Annotated in this window: 15 protein-coding genes; 4 read left to right on the forward strand and 11 right to left on the reverse strand. The window is 50.5% G+C overall.

Going from position 1 to position 17,108, the window contains the following annotated elements; genetic code table 11:
• Nucleotides 1–878: GTPase HflX (hflX, locus tag VFS25_RS21000; RefSeq protein WP_326464143.1), on the reverse strand; the 878-nt coding region annotated here is incomplete at its 3' end.
• Between the two features lie 143 nt (nucleotides 879–1,021).
• On the opposite strand from hflX, the gene VFS25_RS21005 reads away from it, so the two are divergent.
• Both VFS25_RS21005 and VFS25_RS21010 read left to right on the forward strand, forming a co-directional pair.
• Nucleotides 1,022–3,052 carry a S9 family peptidase gene (locus VFS25_RS21005; RefSeq protein ID WP_326464144.1) on the forward strand — a complete coding sequence of 677 codons (2,031 nt, stop codon included), beginning with the start codon at nucleotides 1,022–1,024 and terminating at the stop codon, nucleotides 3,050–3,052.
• Nucleotides 3,053–3,079: 27 nt separating this feature from the next.
• Complete coding sequence (locus VFS25_RS21010; RefSeq protein WP_326464145.1) at nucleotides 3,080–3,859, forward strand: enoyl-CoA hydratase-related protein; 780 nt, start codon at nucleotides 3,080–3,082, stop codon at nucleotides 3,857–3,859.
• Nucleotides 3,860–3,997: 138 nt separating this feature from the next.
• Here the strand turns inward: VFS25_RS21010 and VFS25_RS21015 are convergent, their stop codons facing one another.
• Both VFS25_RS21015 and VFS25_RS21020 read right to left on the reverse strand, forming a co-directional pair.
• Nucleotides 3,998–4,534, reverse strand: a complete 537-nt coding sequence (locus tag VFS25_RS21015; protein ID WP_326464146.1) for a hypothetical protein — start codon at nucleotides 4,532–4,534, stop codon at nucleotides 3,998–4,000.
• A 214-nt stretch (nucleotides 4,535–4,748) separates the two neighbouring features.
• Nucleotides 4,749–5,435, reverse strand: a complete 687-nt coding sequence (locus VFS25_RS21020; protein ID WP_326464147.1) for a porin family protein — start codon at nucleotides 5,433–5,435, stop codon at nucleotides 4,749–4,751.
• A 176-nt stretch (nucleotides 5,436–5,611) separates the two neighbouring features.
• Here VFS25_RS21020 and VFS25_RS21025 point away from each other — a divergent pair, with 176 nt between their 5' ends.
• Complete coding sequence (locus tag VFS25_RS21025; RefSeq protein ID WP_326464148.1) at nucleotides 5,612–7,663, forward strand: ATP-binding protein; 2,052 nt, start codon at nucleotides 5,612–5,614, stop codon at nucleotides 7,661–7,663.
• 3 nt (nucleotides 7,664–7,666) lie between these two features.
• Here VFS25_RS21025 and VFS25_RS21030 read toward each other — a convergent pair whose 3' ends face one another.
• The 7 genes from VFS25_RS21030 to VFS25_RS25400 form a co-directional block, all read right to left on the reverse strand.
• Complete coding sequence (locus VFS25_RS21030; protein ID WP_326464149.1) at nucleotides 7,667–9,364, reverse strand: ATP-binding protein; 1,698 nt, start codon at nucleotides 9,362–9,364, stop codon at nucleotides 7,667–7,669.
• Nucleotides 9,361–10,488 (reverse strand): sensor protein KdpD, encoded by a 1,128-nt coding sequence (locus VFS25_RS21035; RefSeq protein ID WP_326464150.1) that lies wholly within the window; start codon nucleotides 10,486–10,488, stop codon nucleotides 9,361–9,363. Before VFS25_RS21035 ends, VFS25_RS21030 begins: the two co-directional genes overlap by 4 nt.
• Before the next feature lie 18 nt (nucleotides 10,489–10,506).
• Nucleotides 10,507–11,577 carry a porin gene (locus tag VFS25_RS21040; RefSeq protein WP_326464151.1) on the reverse strand — a complete coding sequence of 357 codons (1,071 nt, stop codon included), beginning with the start codon at nucleotides 11,575–11,577 and terminating at the stop codon, nucleotides 10,507–10,509.
• A 19-nt stretch (nucleotides 11,578–11,596) separates the two neighbouring features.
• Nucleotides 11,597–12,160 carry a K(+)-transporting ATPase subunit C gene (locus VFS25_RS21045; RefSeq protein WP_326464152.1) on the reverse strand — a complete coding sequence of 188 codons (564 nt, stop codon included), beginning with the start codon at nucleotides 12,158–12,160 and terminating at the stop codon, nucleotides 11,597–11,599.
• A gap of 17 nt (nucleotides 12,161–12,177) precedes the next feature.
• Nucleotides 12,178–14,229 (reverse strand): potassium-transporting ATPase subunit KdpB, encoded by a 2,052-nt coding sequence (gene kdpB, locus VFS25_RS21050; protein ID WP_326464153.1) that lies wholly within the window; start codon nucleotides 14,227–14,229, stop codon nucleotides 12,178–12,180.
• Nucleotides 14,230–14,292: 63 nt separating this feature from the next.
• Nucleotides 14,293–16,008, reverse strand: a complete 1,716-nt coding sequence (gene kdpA, locus VFS25_RS21055) for a potassium-transporting ATPase subunit KdpA (RefSeq protein WP_326464154.1) — start codon at nucleotides 16,006–16,008, stop codon at nucleotides 14,293–14,295.
• Nucleotides 16,009–16,011: 3 nt separating this feature from the next.
• A complete protein-coding gene (locus VFS25_RS25400) occupies nucleotides 16,012–16,092 on the reverse strand; it encodes a potassium-transporting ATPase subunit F (RefSeq protein ID WP_414647774.1) in 81 nt (26 codons plus the stop codon).
• Nucleotides 16,093–16,482: 390 nt separating this feature from the next.
• Between VFS25_RS25400 and VFS25_RS21060 the strand changes: the two genes are divergently transcribed.
• Entirely contained in the window at nucleotides 16,483–16,746 is a 264-nt protein-coding gene (locus VFS25_RS21060; RefSeq protein ID WP_326464155.1) for a hypothetical protein, read from the forward strand.
• A gap of 138 nt (nucleotides 16,747–16,884) precedes the next feature.
• On the opposite strand, the gene VFS25_RS21065 is transcribed toward VFS25_RS21060, so the two are convergent.
• Nucleotides 16,885–17,108 (reverse strand): DEAD/DEAH box helicase (locus VFS25_RS21065; protein ID WP_326464156.1); only part of this gene is annotated, 224 nt, incomplete at its 5' end.

A 17,108-nucleotide genomic window follows, 5' to 3' on the forward strand; every position in this document is an offset into this window, starting at 1 on the left:
TGCGGGTGCGAAATGTCTACCACATGCAGCAATATATCGCTTTCGCGCACCTCATCCAGCGTGGATTTAAAGCTCTCTACCAAATGGTGGGGCAGCTTGCGGATAAATCCCACAGTATCGCTCAGCAGGAAAGGCGTTTGCTCAAACACCACTTTACGGGTAGTGGTGTCCAGCGTGGCAAACAGCTTGTTCTCTGCAAACACCTCACTTTTGCTGATAAGGTTCATGATCGTGCTCTTACCCACATTGGTGTAGCCTACCAGCGCCACGCGGATATACTCGCCGCGTTCCTTGCGCTGGGTAACGGATTGCTTGTCTATCTCAGCCAGCCGTTTGCGCAGCAGCGCAATCTTGTCTTTTACAATACGGCGGTCCGTTTCAATTTCCGTTTCACCCGGGCCCCTGGTGCCAATACCGCCACCCAGGCGTTCCAGGTGCGACCACATCCCGCGCAGGCGGGGTAGTATATACTGGTACTGCGCCAGCTCTACCTGCACCTTGGCCTGGGCCGTACGTGCACGGCGGGCGAAAATATCCAGTATCAGGTCGCTGCGGTCAATCACCTTTACATTCAGCACCTTTTCTATATTGGAGATCTGCGAGCCGGTAAGCTCGTCGTCAAATATAACCAATGACACATCGCGGCCGCTGATGAACTGCCGGATCTCTTCCAGCTTTCCCTTACCTATAAACGTAGCCCTGTCCGGGTGCGCCAGCTTTTGGGTGTACCGCTTAACGGTTATTGCGCCGGCGGTTTCCGCCAGGAAGGCCAGCTCGTCCAGGTACTCCTGTACCTGGCGCTCCGTTTGCTCCTGGTGTATCAGCCCTACAATTACAGCCTTTTCCTCTTGTTGAACTACTTTCTGCTTATCTAACAATGCTTATAAAAATTTATGCAAAATTAGTGAATATTTGCTCCCTGGTTCATAATTGGTAGGAACGCATACACGGCTATTACGCTGCTGCTGAATGCGGCAGGCTAAAATTTCCTACATTTAGCCATCCAAAACCGGTTACAACCATGTATAAATCGCTTTTTTTACTGACAGGACTACTCATTTCCTCTATCACCATGGCACAGGATAAAATGACGCCTGAGCTGCTCTGGCAGCTGGGCAGGGTAAGCGGCGAAGCGCTTACGGCAGATGGCAAAACCGTTATTTACGGTGTTACGCAATACAACATTGCTGAAAATAAAAGTGAAAAGAACCTGTATGCCATTCCCCTTGGCGGCGGCGCCGCTAAACAAATCACGCAGCAGCCCGGCGGCGAAGGCGGAGTGGTTGCCCTGCAGGGACAGCAAATTGGCTACAGCTATAAAGACCAATGGTGGGAAATGAATGCCGACGGCACCGGCGCCGTGCAAAAAACCAATGTGGAAGGCGGCATGCAAAACATCCGTATTTCGCCCGATGGAAAGCACATCCTCTTTTCCAGGGAAGTGAAGATTAAAAAAGTAAGCGGCAGCGATTTTTACCCCGATCTTCCGAAATCCAATGTACAGATATACGATAACCTCAACTACCGCCACTGGGACGCCTGGGAAGACGGCAGCTTCCAGCATGTATTTTATGCCACTTATAACAACGGCGAAGTAGGTACGCCTATAGATATTATGGAAGGCGAAGCCTACGACTGCCCGCAGATGCCCTTTGGCGGCGCAGAAGATTTTATTTGGGCGCCGGATGGCAAAAGCATCCTGTATGTATGTAAAAAGAAGTTCGGGAAAGATTATGCCACCAGCACCAATACGGATATTTACGAGTATACCCTGGAAACCCGCAGCACCCGCAACCTGAGCCAGGGCATGATGGGTTACGATGTAAACCCCGTATTCAGCCCCGGCGGTAAATACCTGGCCTGGACCAGCATGGCGCATGACGGTTATGAAGCAGATAAAAATGATGTGGTGGTAATGGAGCGCAGCACCGGTAAAATCACCAACCTTACCAAAGACTGGGACGGTACGGCTGCGGCAATACGCTGGAGCAACGACGGTAAACAGTTGTTCTTCCTGGCAGTAATAAAAGGCACAGAGCAGCTGCTGGCCATTAGCCTGCAGAAAAACGCTGCCGCTAACACGGCAAAGCATATACGCCAGGTAACCACCGGTGATTTTGACATTACCGGTTTTGTAGGCCAGTCCGGCAATACGCTGGTAGTGTCACGCACCGATATGAACCACGCCACGGAGCTGTTTACACTGGAGCTGCCCCAGGGCAGCCTGCAGCCGCTAACCACCGTTAACAAAGCCGTGTATGATAAGCTGGGCATGTGCAAGGTGGAAAAACGCTGGATAAAAACCACGGATAACAAGGAAATGCTAACCTGGGTCATTTATCCACCCGACTTTGACCCCGCTAAAAAATATCCCACCCTGTTATATTGCCAGGGAGGCCCGCAGGCAGCCCTGTCACAGTTTTACTCTTACCGCTGGAACTTCCAGCTCATTGCCTCCCAGGGCTATATTGTAGTAGCGCCCAACCGCCGCGGCATGCCCGGTTATGGGGTAGAGTGGAATGCAGCCATCAGTAAAGACTGGGGCGGGCAGCCCATCCGCGACTACCTGAGCGCCATTGACGCGGTAAGCCAGGAGCCTTTTGTAGATAAAACCCGCCTGGGCGCTGTGGGCGCCAGCTATGGCGGTTACTCCATTTACATGCTGGCCGGCGTGCATAACAACCGCTTTAAAACCTTTATTGCGCACGATGGCCTGTTTGACCTGAAAAGCTGGTACGGCACCACCGAAGAGCTGTGGTTCGCCAACTGGGATATCGGCGCTCCCTGGGATGCCGCCAACGCCAAAAGCCACCAGGAGTTTAACCCCAGCAACTACGCTAATAAATGGAACACCCCCATTATGATCATACAGGGCGGCCACGATTTTCGTGTAGGCATTGAGCAGGGCCTGCAGGCCTTTCAGCTGGCGCAGCTAAAAGGTATTAAAAGCAAGCTGCTGTACTTCCCGGAAGAGAACCACTGGGTACTGCGCGCGCAGAATGCGCTGGTATGGCAGCGGGAGTTTTTTAAATGGCTGGATGAAACGCTGTAGTTATCCGTAATTCGTAATTGAATTTTTATGTTCACTTCTCTGCTACTACATATTAACGAAGGCATTGCCACCATTACCCTTAACCGGCCGGAGGTATATAATGCCTTTAATGATCCGCTGAGCTATGAGCTGCAGGATGTATTGAAACAGGTAGAAAAAGATGCTGCAGCGCGGGCGGTGGTATTAACCGGCGCAGGCAAAGCCTTTTGCAGCGGACAGGATCTCAAAGCGTCCATGGAGGCTGGTAGCCGCAGCCTTGGCGAGTCGCTGCACAAACGGTATAATCCCATTATCCGTGCTATCCGCAATATGCCTAAACCGGTCATCTGCAGGTTAAACGGCGTAGCAGCCGGCGCAGGCTGCTCGCTGGCGCTGGCCTGCGATATGATCATTGCCAGCGAAACCGCCACCCTCATAGAAATATTTGTGAACATTGCGCTGGTGCTGGACTCCGGCAGCTCCTATTTTTTACCGCGTACCATTGGCTACCACCGCGCATTTGAAATGGCCACCAAAGCTACCAAGCTTACTGCGCCGGAAGCGCTGCAACTGGGGCTGGTGAACAAAGTAGTGCCGCCGGAACAGCTGGATGCTGCGGTGCAGGCAGAAGCCGCATTTTATGCGCAGGCTCCTACCAAAGCCATTGCACTCATGAAAAAAATGCTCACCCGGGGTATGACGGAAAACCTGGATGCAGTGCTGGATTATGAAGCCCATTGCCAGGAAATTGCCGGCCGCACCGCAGATAATCAGGAGGGGATAGCTGCATTTATAGAAAAAAGGAAACCGGCGTTTAAAGGAAAGTAAAATCAATTACGAATTGTCAATTACGATCCCGCAGGAACGGAACAAACCATGTTCCGTTCCTGCGGGAAAATGCTTTTGATATTATTAAAATATGCCGAAGGTACTTGCCTGCCCTATTGCTAACCGACAGTTGAAGTATTACCTGTTGTCATCCCTGAAAAATTCCGACCATTCCATTTGCTTATCAGCCCCGTAAAACCTGGCCGGTGTTGATAAAAACCGGAAAGGTAATTTCCTCCGCTCACAGTAGCTTTTGATTTCATCAATTTTCACTTTCATCTTTGGAATGTCACCAAACGATTTTCTTGTGAGGCAAACCTTTTTTAAGTTTTTAAGCTTATCCAGTTCAGTAATCACATCCCGCCACCCCGTTACTTTGCTGTCAATATAACTATCATTGTAATTGGTAGCTTCCGCTACGTCAACTTCCGAAACCAGGTCAATAAAGTCAATTTTAAACCGCTTAACAAAATCATGTTTCTCGTTCCTTGATTTTCCTTTTAACGATGGCTCCCCAAAAGCGGTTGGAATAAGCGTCCAAAGAAAGTTTCTTGGACGGCCGTAAAAAAAATCCGCAACATTCTTTTCTGTGTCAGGATTAAATGTTCCGATAATCAAAATTTCTGTCTGCGGATCTATTTGATGGTGTATAAACCGGTGTGTAATCTTTGCCATGGCAATAACATATTTCCCTATAAACAGCAGCAGGCAAGCCTAACAAACAACAAAACCATCCAAAAAAAATTCAATTACGAACCACCAACAGTCGGCAAACGCCCATCCATCCGTAATTCGTAATTGAATAATTATTCGTGTTCATAATTATTTTCAACGGCATTTTCCGCAAAAACGGAACAGGCAACATCCCGTTTAGCGGGATCGTAACTGGCTACAGGCCGCTGATGGCAATACCTATTGAATACGGCCTTATATCAATATTACCATTGTCTTTGAACAGGGGGTTCAGGTTATAAGAGCCAAACAGGGCAAAGTTACCCAGGCCAATGCGTGCCGTGGCTGCATAACGCCACGAGTTAAAGAACCGCTTATTGGCTATTTTTTCCGTATTGCGGGCGCCACCCAGGTCGCTACGCTCTTTGGTATGGGCATTCAGCAGGTTGCCGATCTTTACGCCCAGGGCCAGCTTAAAGCCTTTATTGGCGTTATCCGGCACACTGCGGTAGCGCAGCTCCAGCGGCAGCTCCAGGTAAGTGGTGGCTACTTTATACTTTTTAAAGGAATTATCGCTTGAGAATTTGGCCACATCGGTAGTGCCATCGTCCATATTCAGCACATGGTTTTTCAGGAACACGCCGCTGGTGCCAATGCCTAAGCCTGCAGCCAGGCTTAAATTGGTTTTGTTGATCGGGAAATCATACATGAAGGCAATGTTAAAGCCGCGGTTAAACCCGGTACCCACACTGTCCGGCTTATTGGCCCAGCCGTCATAGGTAAGAGATACCACCAAAAAATCCCTGGAACGGGTCACTGAGCTCATGGCCTTGTTCATAGCTTCCTGGGCAAAAACACTCAGGGTAAATACCATCAATCCAAGGGTAAAAAATATTTTTTTCATATAGTTATAACGACTTAAAAGAAAGAATATTAGGCAAATCTAATGGAAATAGTATTAAAACAAAGAGCAGATACGTTAAAAAAATAACTCATTCCCTCAATTTCACGCCCTATTTTTGACTACTGATACGTAGTTTATTCTTATCCATTAAGGGTCATGTTTGACTAACCATAACAATGCCGCTTAAAAAGCCTATCCTTATCGTACTGCTTATCAGCATCGCTGGTTTTACCTGGCTGCTGCTTACGGCCCGTTTACCATGGCTCACGGCCACCTGCATTTTCCTGGTTTCCGTGGCAGCGCTGCTATGGCTGAACCGGGACATGCGCCTGCTGGAAAAGGCCAAAAAACAGCTGCAGGAGAGCGAGCAAAAATACCTGCAGCTGATACAAAACGCCCATGTGCTGCTATATATTACTAACCGGGGCGGCTACTTTACTTTTGTAAGCAAACATGCCGCCGCCCTTACCGGCTATACAGATGAAGAGCTCCTGGGGCAGCATTACTCCATGCATATAGACCCCGATATGTACCAGGAGCTGATGCCCTATTACCTGCAGCAGGCCCGGGAAAAAATACCGGTTACCCACCGCGAGTTCCAGATCATTACCAAGCACGGGGAGCGCAAATGGGTAGAGCAGGAAGTAGTGGTGCTGTACAACAAAGACGGGGAAATGAAGGGGTACCAGTGCTGGATAAAAGATATTACGGAACGCATACAGTATGAGCAGGAGCTGATACATGCCCGCAAGGCGGCGGAAGATGCCAGGCGCCAGCAGGAGATGTTCCTGGCTAACATGAGCCATGAAATTCGTACCCCCATGAACGGTATTATCGGCATGACCAACCTGCTGCTGAACACTCCCCTTACAACCGAGCAAAAGGAGTACATACAGGCCACCCAGCAATCTGCCAATAACCTGCTGGCCATTATTAACGAAATACTGGATTTTTCCAAAATACGCTCCGGCAAAATGGCGCTGGAACAAATTCCCTTTCAGCTGCGCGAACTGATGAATAAAACGCTGCTGCCCCTGCAGCTGCAGGCGCAGCAAAAGGGCCTGCAATATTCCCTGGAAATAGCCGATGCCGTGCCGGACCACCTCCTGGGCGATCCCGTGCGTTTTACCCAGGTGCTGGTAAACCTGGTGGAAAATGCTATTAAGTTCACACCAGCCGGCAGTATTGGCATCCGCTGCCGGGTGCTGACCGCCCAAAATACCCAGGTGCGTGTAGGCTTTGAGGTAAGTGATACCGGCATTGGCATTCCCGCCGATAAGCAGAACATGATTTTTGAAAGCTTTACCCAGTCCAATACAGAAAATACCCGCCGTTACGGAGGCACCGGCCTGGGCCTGGCTATAAGCCGGGAGCTGGTTGCCTTGCAGGGAGGCGCCCTTTCCGTAAAAAGCCGGGAAGGTGCAGGCACCACTTTTTATTGCGAGCTGCCATTTAACAAAAACCTGTTCCTGCCCGAAACCCACAGCAACGGGGCCGTAGCAGCCGTTCCCCCGCGCCCTGCATTACAGGGTAAAACATTGCTGGTGGCGGAAGATAATATTATTAACCAGCGCGTGGCATTCAGCACCCTCAGCAAGGCAGGCGCCACGGTTGACATTGCTGCTAACGGAAAAGAAGTAATAGCAATGGTACAGCACAAACAATACGACTGTATTATTATGGATATACAGATGCCGGAAATGGATGGCTACACCACCACCATACAGCTGCGTGAGGCCGGCATTCTTACGCCCGTGATTGCCATGACCGCCGCCGCCATTAAAGGTGAAAGGGAAAAATGCCTGCAATCCGGCATGAATGATTATATTTCAAAACCATTTGTACCTGAAGAGTTATATATGAAGATAGCCAACAACACGCCCCCGGGGGTAGTAGATTTTGAGCACTTACGTAACATACTGTACAATGATACCGCTTATATAAAGGAAATGCTGCAGGAGTTCCTGGTTGCCATGCCCAAAAATGTAAAGGAAATCCAGGAAGCCGCCGCGCAGCACGACTGGAAAAAAGTGGCTTTCCTGGCGCACCGCCTCAAATCAAGCCTGGGAATTGTACCCATATTAAACGCCATGGAAACTACCCGCGAGCTGGAAAAAGAAGCAGAGCAGTCCGGCAGCATACCTGCCCTGCAGGAAAAAGTACAGCAGCTCACTGCTATTATGGATGCTGCCTGCCAGGAAGTAACCCGCGAAATGGAGCGTATGTAATATCTACCTGGCTACCGGCAGGTTAAAATAAAAACGGCTGCCTTTACCTTCTTCACTTTCAACCCCTATGCTGCCGCCCTGGGCCTCTATAAATTCCCGCGCAATGGCCAGCCCTAACCCGCTGCTTTTCCGGCTGGTGCCAGGCACCTGGTAAAAACGTTCAAATATCTTTTCCCGGAAAGCAGGCGCAATGCCCTGCCCCTGGTCCTGCACACTAAAGGTGAGCGTATTATTATCCGTGGAAGTTACTGCCAGCTGCACAACACCACCGGCAGGCGAATAACGGATTGCATTGGTAAGCAGGTTCACCAGCACCCAGGCTGTTTTTTCCACGTCGGCCTGTATGGCCGGCAGCTGTTCCGGCAGGTTGGTTTGTATTTGCACCTGCTGCCTGGCAGCCTGTTTGCGCACCGTGTCCAGCGCATACTGCACTACCTGCATTGGGGCTACTGGCCTGGGTTGCAGCTGAATGTTGCCGCTTTCTACCTGGGAAAGGTTCAGCAGCTCGCTAACTATTTTTATCATACGCTGGTTATCCTGCTTCAGGCTTTCCACCAGCTCCTGCTGCTCGCCGGTAAGGCGGCCGATACGCTCGTCTTCCAGCAGCTTCAGGCTAAAGTCGGAAGCGGCCAGCGGGGTTTTCAGCTCATGGGATATGGTGGCAATAAAATGTGTTTTGGCCAGGTCCAGCTCGCGGAAGGTGGTAATGTTCTTCAGGATGATCACATGCCCTATTCTTTCGCCGGCATAGTAAACGTCTACCATCTCCTTGGTAAAAAAACATTCCCGGCCGTCCACTACTATTTTCAGTGGCGCCGTGTCCGGCCGCTCCACCAGGAAGCGCAGCAGATCGTTATGCTGCGCCGCTGCTGCTGCCGACTTGCCTACCAGGGCCTGCTCCTGCATGTTCAGCAATTGCAGGGCGGGCGTGTTGGCAAAAAGGATGATGTTCCTGTTGTCAAAGCCTATGGTGGCGTCTTTAAGGCTGCTGATCACTGCCTCCGCGCGCTGCTTTTCAAACATAATGCGGGCCAGGTTGCTGTGCTCATATTCATCCAGGCGTTGCGCCATGGTGTTAAAGGCCGTAGCCAGCTCGCCAAATTCATCGGCGCTTTTAAAGTGCAGGCGCTGGCTGTACTTTTTTTCCGCAATGCCTTTAATACCAATGGTAAGATCGCGGATGGGGTTCGCAATGTAACCCGGGAAATTATATACAAAGCTAAGCCCCAGTAAAAAACACAGGCCGCTGATAATGGCTATGTACAGCAGGGCATGGCGGGCTGTTTTTTTCACCCCCGCATGCTTGCCGGCAATGGACTGCATGTTGGTTTCCATGATTACGTATATACTTTTACGTATGGACTGCAATGTTGCCCGGGTAATAACACTATCCTGCTTCAGCTGCTCAAATACCTGCCGCAGCCGGCCTGTGGCCTCGCTTTCACCGGGTTCGGTAATGTTGGCTTCCTGCTTTTCCAGCTGTAGCTCAAACTGCCGCTGGGCGGCGCTGCGGTTGTTGCCCAGCTGGTCCAGCGCTGTCAGCATGTTCTTGGTGTACTCCAGCGACTCGTAGTTATCCTGTAAAATAGTGCGGGTTTTTGCATCCAGGTTGGTCAGGTAATAGTACCCCAGCACGCTTACCAGCAGCAGCATGAAATACAGGAACAATACCCCAAGCGTGATCTTTGCTTTTAACCTCATGATAAAATAATCAGGTCAATATCATTGGAAGATAATGTTTTTAATAGTTGGTTAAAAAGGTTGGTTCTTAAAATAATGCGGAACAGGCTGATGTGCGGCTTGCCAATACATACCGTGGTTACCCGCTTGTCAATAGCCGTATGAATGATGGCCTGCGCTACGCGGGCATCCCGCACCTGTATAACTTCGGCCCCCAGCTCAGTGGCCAGCTTCAGGTTATTGATCAGGTGCCGCTGGGCCGCCAGGTTAATACGGGCGGCGTTTTCCCGCGGCGCCTGCACGTACAGCACATACCAGTTACCATGATAGTAGGAAGCCAGGCGGGCTGTTTTGCGGATCACCTTACGTGACACTTCATCATTGGTGGAAATACAGGCCAGGAAAACCTCATGGCGCATTTGCCGGCCGCGGGGTATGGCAATTTCCACCTTACGCTCTACCTGGGTAGCTACCTCTTTGAGCGCCAGCTCGCGCAGCTGCAGTATTTTTTCTGCCTGGAAAAAGTTTTTCAGCGCTGTTTCCACCTTTGACTGATCGTATATCTTACCTTCTTTCAGGCGGGCAATCAGCTCGTCGGCCGTAAGATCTATGTTCACTACTTCATCGGCCATCTGCAGCATGCTGTCCGGTATGCGTTCCTGCACTTCTATACCGGTGATCTCCTTTACCTGCTGGTTAATGCTTTCAATATGCTGGATGTTAACGGCAGATATTACATTAATGCCTGCCTTTAACAGCTCCGCTACGTCCTGCCAGCGCTTTTCGTTACGGGCGCCGGGTATATTGGTATGCGCCAGCTCGTCTACAATCACCCATTCGGGGTTAAGCAGCAAAATGCTGTCTATATCCATCTCCTCCAGCATTTTGCCTTTATAAAACACCTGCCTGCGGGGTATGGAGGGCAGGCCCTCCGCCAGCGCCTGCGTTTCCGCGCGGCCATGCGTTTCCACATACCCTATCTGCACATTTACACCGTTGCGCAGCATACTATGCGCCTCCTGCAGCATACGGAAGGTTTTACCTACACCGGCGCTCATGCCAATATATATTTTAAGCTTGCCCCTGCCGGACGAGCTGTTGGCCAGGTGCAGGTAATGCGCTATGGTGTGTTCTTTGTTTGCCATAACAGTGGTGAATGGTTGTCAGAACCAGCATACGAGCGATGTAGTAATTGCTGCATTATTCCTGCTTACTGTTTCATCTTTCATAAAAACTGCATCCCTGCTGTTCAGCCATCTTCCTTCCAGGCGGAACATCACATTGGAAACCGGCGTTACATCCAGGTTAAGGGAATACCCGCTGGTTTGAAAACCGTTGCCGGCGCCGGTGCCGATAATTACGCCGGCTTTGTCGTTATAGTACTCCACCCGGCCGGCCAGCGCCAGCTTTTCCGTAAACGCATACCGCGCAACCAATATGGGGCTGTACCAGGTATTCATATCCCTGCTGCCTTTGGCTTTTTGTTCCAAACCGTAATCCATGCCGGCTGTTACGCTGAATTTCCCGGTAATATTGAATACGCCGTAAAGGTCGTTAAAGTAGCGCATCTGCCGTACGCTGTCCGGTTTATCATTGCCTATAAAGGTGCTGTAGTTGAGCAATACACGGCTGTTGGGCTTAAATATCACCTGTGTGCCCAGGCTGGGCGTTTGGTTGCCGTTCACCCGCCTGATACGCTGCCAGCCGTTCAGGTACATGGCCGATAAGGTCCATTTTTCATTGGGGCTCCAGGTAATTTTTGCGCCGGCTTCATAATAAGGCGTGCTTTCCGCCATCAGGCTGCGGGTAAGTGTATAGCAATCTTTACCGGCAGCGCTTTCAAAGCCAATGTGCGAAGGCATAATACCGGCATCTATCCAAAGGTTTTTCCCGATGCGGATGCCGGCGTTCGCTTCATATATATGGCGCATCAGCGCCGGCTCTGCGGCCAGGTTGTATTGCGCATAGGTGCCGGCCATAATGGCTATGTTGCCGCGCACCCTGCTCGCTGTATAATTTGCTTTTATAAAAGCCAGGTTCACATTCAGCTCATTGTGCCGGTTAAAGTTGTACAGGAAACCAGGCTTCAGATGATCGGCAGGTGTGTTGAAATCATAGCTGTAATAAGCCTCTGCGTAGCCGGACATGGTTACGGCGCCCTTTCCGCCTGTTGTATCTTGCGCATATGCCTGCATGGCAAAGCAGAACATTGCAATCAAAAAGATCCTTTTCATTGTAATAGTTAACAGTTCTTCATTTCAGATCATCCAACGCAATATTCAGCTGCAGCACATTTACCCTGGATGGTCCCAGGATGCCCAGCAGCGGGCCTTGGGTGTAAGTTTTCACTAGCGCGTGCAGCTTTTCTTCAGGCAGCCCGCGCACTTTGGCAATACGCGGCACCTGTATGGCTGCTGCTTCGGGCGACAGGTCAGGATCAAGCCCGCTGCCCGAAGCAGTGACCAGCTCCGCTGGTATATTTTCCTTTCTTACGCCGGGGTTATGGGCCAGGAAGGTGTCTATTCTTTCCTGTACGGTTCCCAGGTAGCCGGCGTTGGAAGGGCCTTTGTTGGAGCCGCCGGAGCCGGCTGCATTGTAATCAACAGCAGAAGGGCGCGACCAGAAATATTTATCTTCCGTGAACTTTTGTCCTACATGGGCATAGCCAACTACTTTTCCATTATGCATTACCGTTACCCCGTTCCCTTTACCGGGCGCCATCCTGGCTACTGCTGCAATAAGCAGGGGATAAAGGCCGCCAAGCACTATCACCAGCACTGCGGTTAATCTTATGGAAGGCAAAATGTATCGTTTCATTGTTGATGGATTGGTTGTTAAAAGAAAATGCTCACCACCAGGTCTATCAGCTTAATACCTATAAAAGGCGCTATGATGCCGCCTGCGCCATAAATAAGCAGGTTACGCCTCAGCAGGGCGCTGGCCCCCACAGGCTTGTAGGCTACGCCTTTTAATGCCAGGGGGATCAGCAGTGGTATGATAATGGCGTTGAAGATCACCGCGCTGAGAATGGCAGATTCCGGGCTGTGTAGATGCATAATGTTAATGCCCTGCAAAGCAGGAATAGCGGCAATGAACAGCGCCGGTACAATGGCAAAATATTTGGCTATGTCGTTGGCAATGGAGAAAGTAGTTAAGGTGCCGCGCGTCATCAGCAGCTGTTTGCCTATTTCTACGATCTCTATCAGCTTGGTGGGGTCATTGTCCAGGTCAACCATGTTGCCTGCCTCTTTAGCGGCTTGTGTGCCGCTGTTCATTGCCACGCCTACATCGGCCTGCGCCAGGGCGGGGGCATCGTTGGTACCATCGCCCATCATCGCTACCAGGCGGCCTTCCTGCTGCTCTTTGCGGATATAGGTCATCTTATCTTCCGGCCTGGCTTCGGCAATAAAATCATCTACGCCGGCTTTGGCGGCTATATACTTAGCGGTTAACGGGTTATCGCCTGTTACCATCACGGTTTTTACGCCCATTTTATGCAGGCGTTCAAAACGCTCCTGTATGCCGGGTTTGATGATGTCCTGCAGTTCTATAACGCCCTTCACTTCGTTATTGAGGGCTACTACCAGGGGCGTGCCGCCGTCTTTGGAGATTGCTTCTACCCGGGCCAGTGTTTCTGCAGGGAAGGTATTGCCGGCGCTTTCGGCCAGCCTGCGGATGGCGTCGTAAGCGCCTTTGCGGATGCGGGTGCCGTCTTCCAGGTCTATGCCGCTGGTACGGGTTTCTGCGGTGAATTTTACCATAGCGCCACCGTTTGTAGAAAGCTTATTCACTACCTCCCGGCCGGCCAGCTCCACGATTGACCGGCCTTCGGGCGTATCGTCCGGCAAAGAGCTGAGCGCGCACAGGTTAATGAACGCCTCTTTTGAAACGCCGTTGGTGGCGTAGAAGTTAGTAGCCTTGCGGTTGCCAATGGTAATGGTGCCTGTTTTATCCAGCAGCAGCACATCCACGTCGCCGGCAGTTTCTACGGCTTTACCGGATTTGGTGATTACATTGGCGCGCAGGGCACGGTCCATACCGGCAATGCCGATGGCGGATAAGAGGCCGCCGATGGTAGTTGGTATCAGGCATACAAACAGGGAGATAAACGCCGCAATGGTGATGGGTGTTTGTGCATAGTCGGCAAAAGGTTTCAGCGTTACGCACACGATAATGAACACCAGGGTAAAGCTGGCCAGCAATATGGTGAGCGCTATTTCATTGGGCGTTTTCTGGCGGCTGGCGCCTTCTACCAGGGCAATCATCTTGTCCAGGAAAGACTCACCCGGCCCGGTGCTTACCCGTACCTTAATGCGGTCGCTCAGCACCTTGGTGCCGCCTACCACGCTGGATTTATCGCCGCCTGCTTCACGGATCACCGGTGCGCTTTCGCCGGTAATGGCCGATTCATCAATGCTGGCCAGGCCTTCAATGATCTCCCCGTCTGCCGGGATAATATCGCCTGGCTCGCAAAGGAACACATCGCCTTTGCGTAGCCGGGAAGAGGATATGACCTTAATTTCACCGGTAAAAATTTCGCCAATGGTTTGTACCAGTTTGGCCGGCGTTTCTTCGCGCGTTTTACGCAGGCTCTCTGCCTGCGCCTTACCGCGTGCTTCTGCTATTGCTTCCGCAAAGTTGGCAAACAGCACGGTAAGCAGCAGCACAATAAATACCACCAGGTTATAGGCAACGCTGCCCTGGTCCGTATGCCCGGTGATCATGGCATACAGCGTAACAACCAGCATTACGGCAGTACCTGTTTCTACGGTGAACATCACCGGGTTCTTTATCATTAACCGGGGGTTCAGCTTTACAAAGGACTGCCGGAGGCTTTCCTTCATCAATGCAGCAGGGAACAACCTGTTATCTTTATTTCGCTTCATTTGAAAAATCGTTTGTTATGGGTGTGAGCTGTTGAAATACACGGCGTCACCTAATCTTATACATCAATGCAGGGAAAAAAATTCAGCAATAGGCCCCAGGGCCAGGGCAGGAAAGTAAGACAGTGCGTTGATGATGATGATCACCGCCAGTGTCATTACCCCGAATGTGAGCGAGTCTGTTTTAAGCGTACCGGCAGATGCAGGCACATACTTTTTATTCGCCATCAGCCCTGCAATCGCCAGCGGCCCGATGATGGGCAGAAACCGGCCCAGGATCAGCACAAAACCCGTGGTAACGTTCCAGAAAATGTTGTTATCGCCCAGGCCTTCAAAACCAGATCCGTTGTTGGCGTTGGCGGAGGTGTACTCATACAGCATTTCAGAAAAGCCGTGGTACCCGGGGTTATTGAGCCAGGCAGATGGCTTAACAACCCAATTTGCACCGGGATAATGTGCAATCACGTAGGAGGAGAGCCCGGTACCGGCCAGGATCAGGAATGGCGACAACAGCGTGACAAGCGCGGCAATCTTTACTTCGCGCGCTTCCAGCTTGTGGCCCATAAATTCCGGTGTGCGGCCTACCATTAAGCCGGAGATGAATACCGCGATAATGATGTAGATGTAGTAGTTAAGGAACCCTACGCCGCAACCGCCATAGAAGCTGTTGATCATCATGCCCAGCAGCTGCAGTAAGCCCGAAGCCGGCATGGTGCTGTCGTGCATGGCGTTTACAGAACCGGTGGAGATGATGGTGGTTACCGTGCTCCAGTAAGCACTGGCCACCGGACCAAAACGCACCTCCTTACCTTCCATAGCCCCGGTTGGCTGTGCAATGCCCAGGTGCGCAATAGCAGGGTTGCCGTGTACCTCTGATATTATCATCGGTATCAGCAGGCATAGCATGCCAAGCGTCATGATACCGAAAATGACATACGCAAACTTTTTACGGTTAATGAAAAAACCCAGCGCAAAGATCATGGCAATGGGGAGCAGCACCTGCGCTACCATTTCCGTGATATAAGTAACATAACCAGGATTTTCCAGGGGATGGGCCGAGTTGGCGCCAAACCAGCCGCCCCCATTGGTGCCCAGGTGTTTAATGGCGATCATGCCGGCGGCAGGGCCGCGCGATACATGTACGGTATCGCCCTGCAGGCTAACAAAAGTGTCTTTCCCCTTATAGCTGGCCGGCGTGCCGTTAAACAACAGGATAATGGCCATCACAATGCTGAGCGGCAGCAGGATGCGCGTAATGGCTTTTACAAAGATTTCCCAGAAGTTCCCCAGCTTGCCGGTGGTTTTTTCCTTCAGCGCTTTAAGCACTACCACCATTGCGGCAATGCCGGTAGCGGCGCTCACAAACTGCAGGAAGGCCAGCACAAACAGCTGTACAAAGTAAGTAACGCCGGTTTCCCCGGAATAGTGCTGCAGGTTACAGTTCACCACAAAGCTAATAGCGGTGTTAAAGGCCAGGTCGGGCGTTTGACCGGGGTTGCCATCGGGGTTCAGGGGCAGCTTGTCCTGGAACATCAGCACAAAAAAGGCATATACAAACCATACCAGGTTAATGGTAAGCAGGGCTTTGAGGTGCTGTTTCCAGTTCATTTCCTCTTTGGGATTAATACCGGCCAGCTTATAGAACAGGCGCTCCGGGAGCGCCATAAAATCCAGCCAGGTTTTTTCTCCCTTGAATACTTTGGCTATGTATTTACCCAGCGGCCAGGCCAGCGCCAGCGTAAGGCCATAGGTAACGATAATGCCGAGAATTGCTGTTGTCATTTGCTAAAATTTTTCAGGCTTCAGCAGTACGTAGATCATGTATATGAATACCAGCACTGCCAGGATAAATAATGCGTTCATCATAGTGTTGGCTTTATGGTTATATGTTCTCGAAATAGTCTACAGACCGGAAGAACAATACAAAGCAGGCCAGGCCTGCGAGCAATAAAAAAATAGTGAGCATGACGATTAGTTTGATTAATTGCCACGGGGAAAAGCCATTGGAATGCCAGATGTTGACTGCCAGCGAACTTTTGCCTGTAAGTAGCTGCAAATCAGCACAAAGAGGTATGAAAGGCAATTATGCGGTTTAAACCCGGTGTGGATATACCATGCAGAAATTGAAGGGTGGATTGCAGAAAATGAAGGGTGAATTGGTGAAGAGGTTATGAATTGGTAAATTTCATTTATTAGCTATATAATAACATGGAAGAAACAAATACGAACTAGACACCAGGCGCAGATGACAATTTGTTGGGACTGACGAACAAGGACGCCATTAATGAGCATGAAGCCAGGGGAATTGCCCAGGCAGAGCTTTTTATTTTCCAACTGGATAGTGAAACAAATATTTCAACAATGCTTATCCTCGATATTCATCGTATTGCTTTTGGCGAACTTTATGATTGGGCTGGCAAATGGCGGACTACACATGTAACAGTAGGGCAACTGGAACCGCCTGTCCCTGACCAGATATTACAATTAATGTATCAATTTGTTGATAACCTATGGAAATAAATGACCCCGTTCCCGTGTAGCAGGAGTGATAAGGTTGGCTGCTTCGCCGATTATTTCAATTTGTTTAATGGATGCAAAACGCATCATGCATTACTGGCAAAATCAGGGAAGGTTTGGCTGGCGAGCATATGACAGGTATTAGCTAAACAAATACAGCACATCCTCCTTGGTAAGCTTCTTTATAAAGCCGGTATCATCGGCAATTATATCCTTTACCAGCGATTTTTTACGCTCCTGCAGCTGCAGTATTTTTTCCTCTACCGTGTCCTTACAGATCATGCGGTAGGCAAAAATGTTCTTGGTTTGGCCAATACGGTGGGTACGGTCAATGGCCTGCTGCTCCACAGCGGGGTTCCACCAGG

The organism is Chitinophaga sp. (genome assembly GCF_035761305.1).
In the GTDB taxonomy this organism is placed as follows: domain Bacteria; phylum Bacteroidota; class Bacteroidia; order Chitinophagales; family Chitinophagaceae; genus Chitinophaga.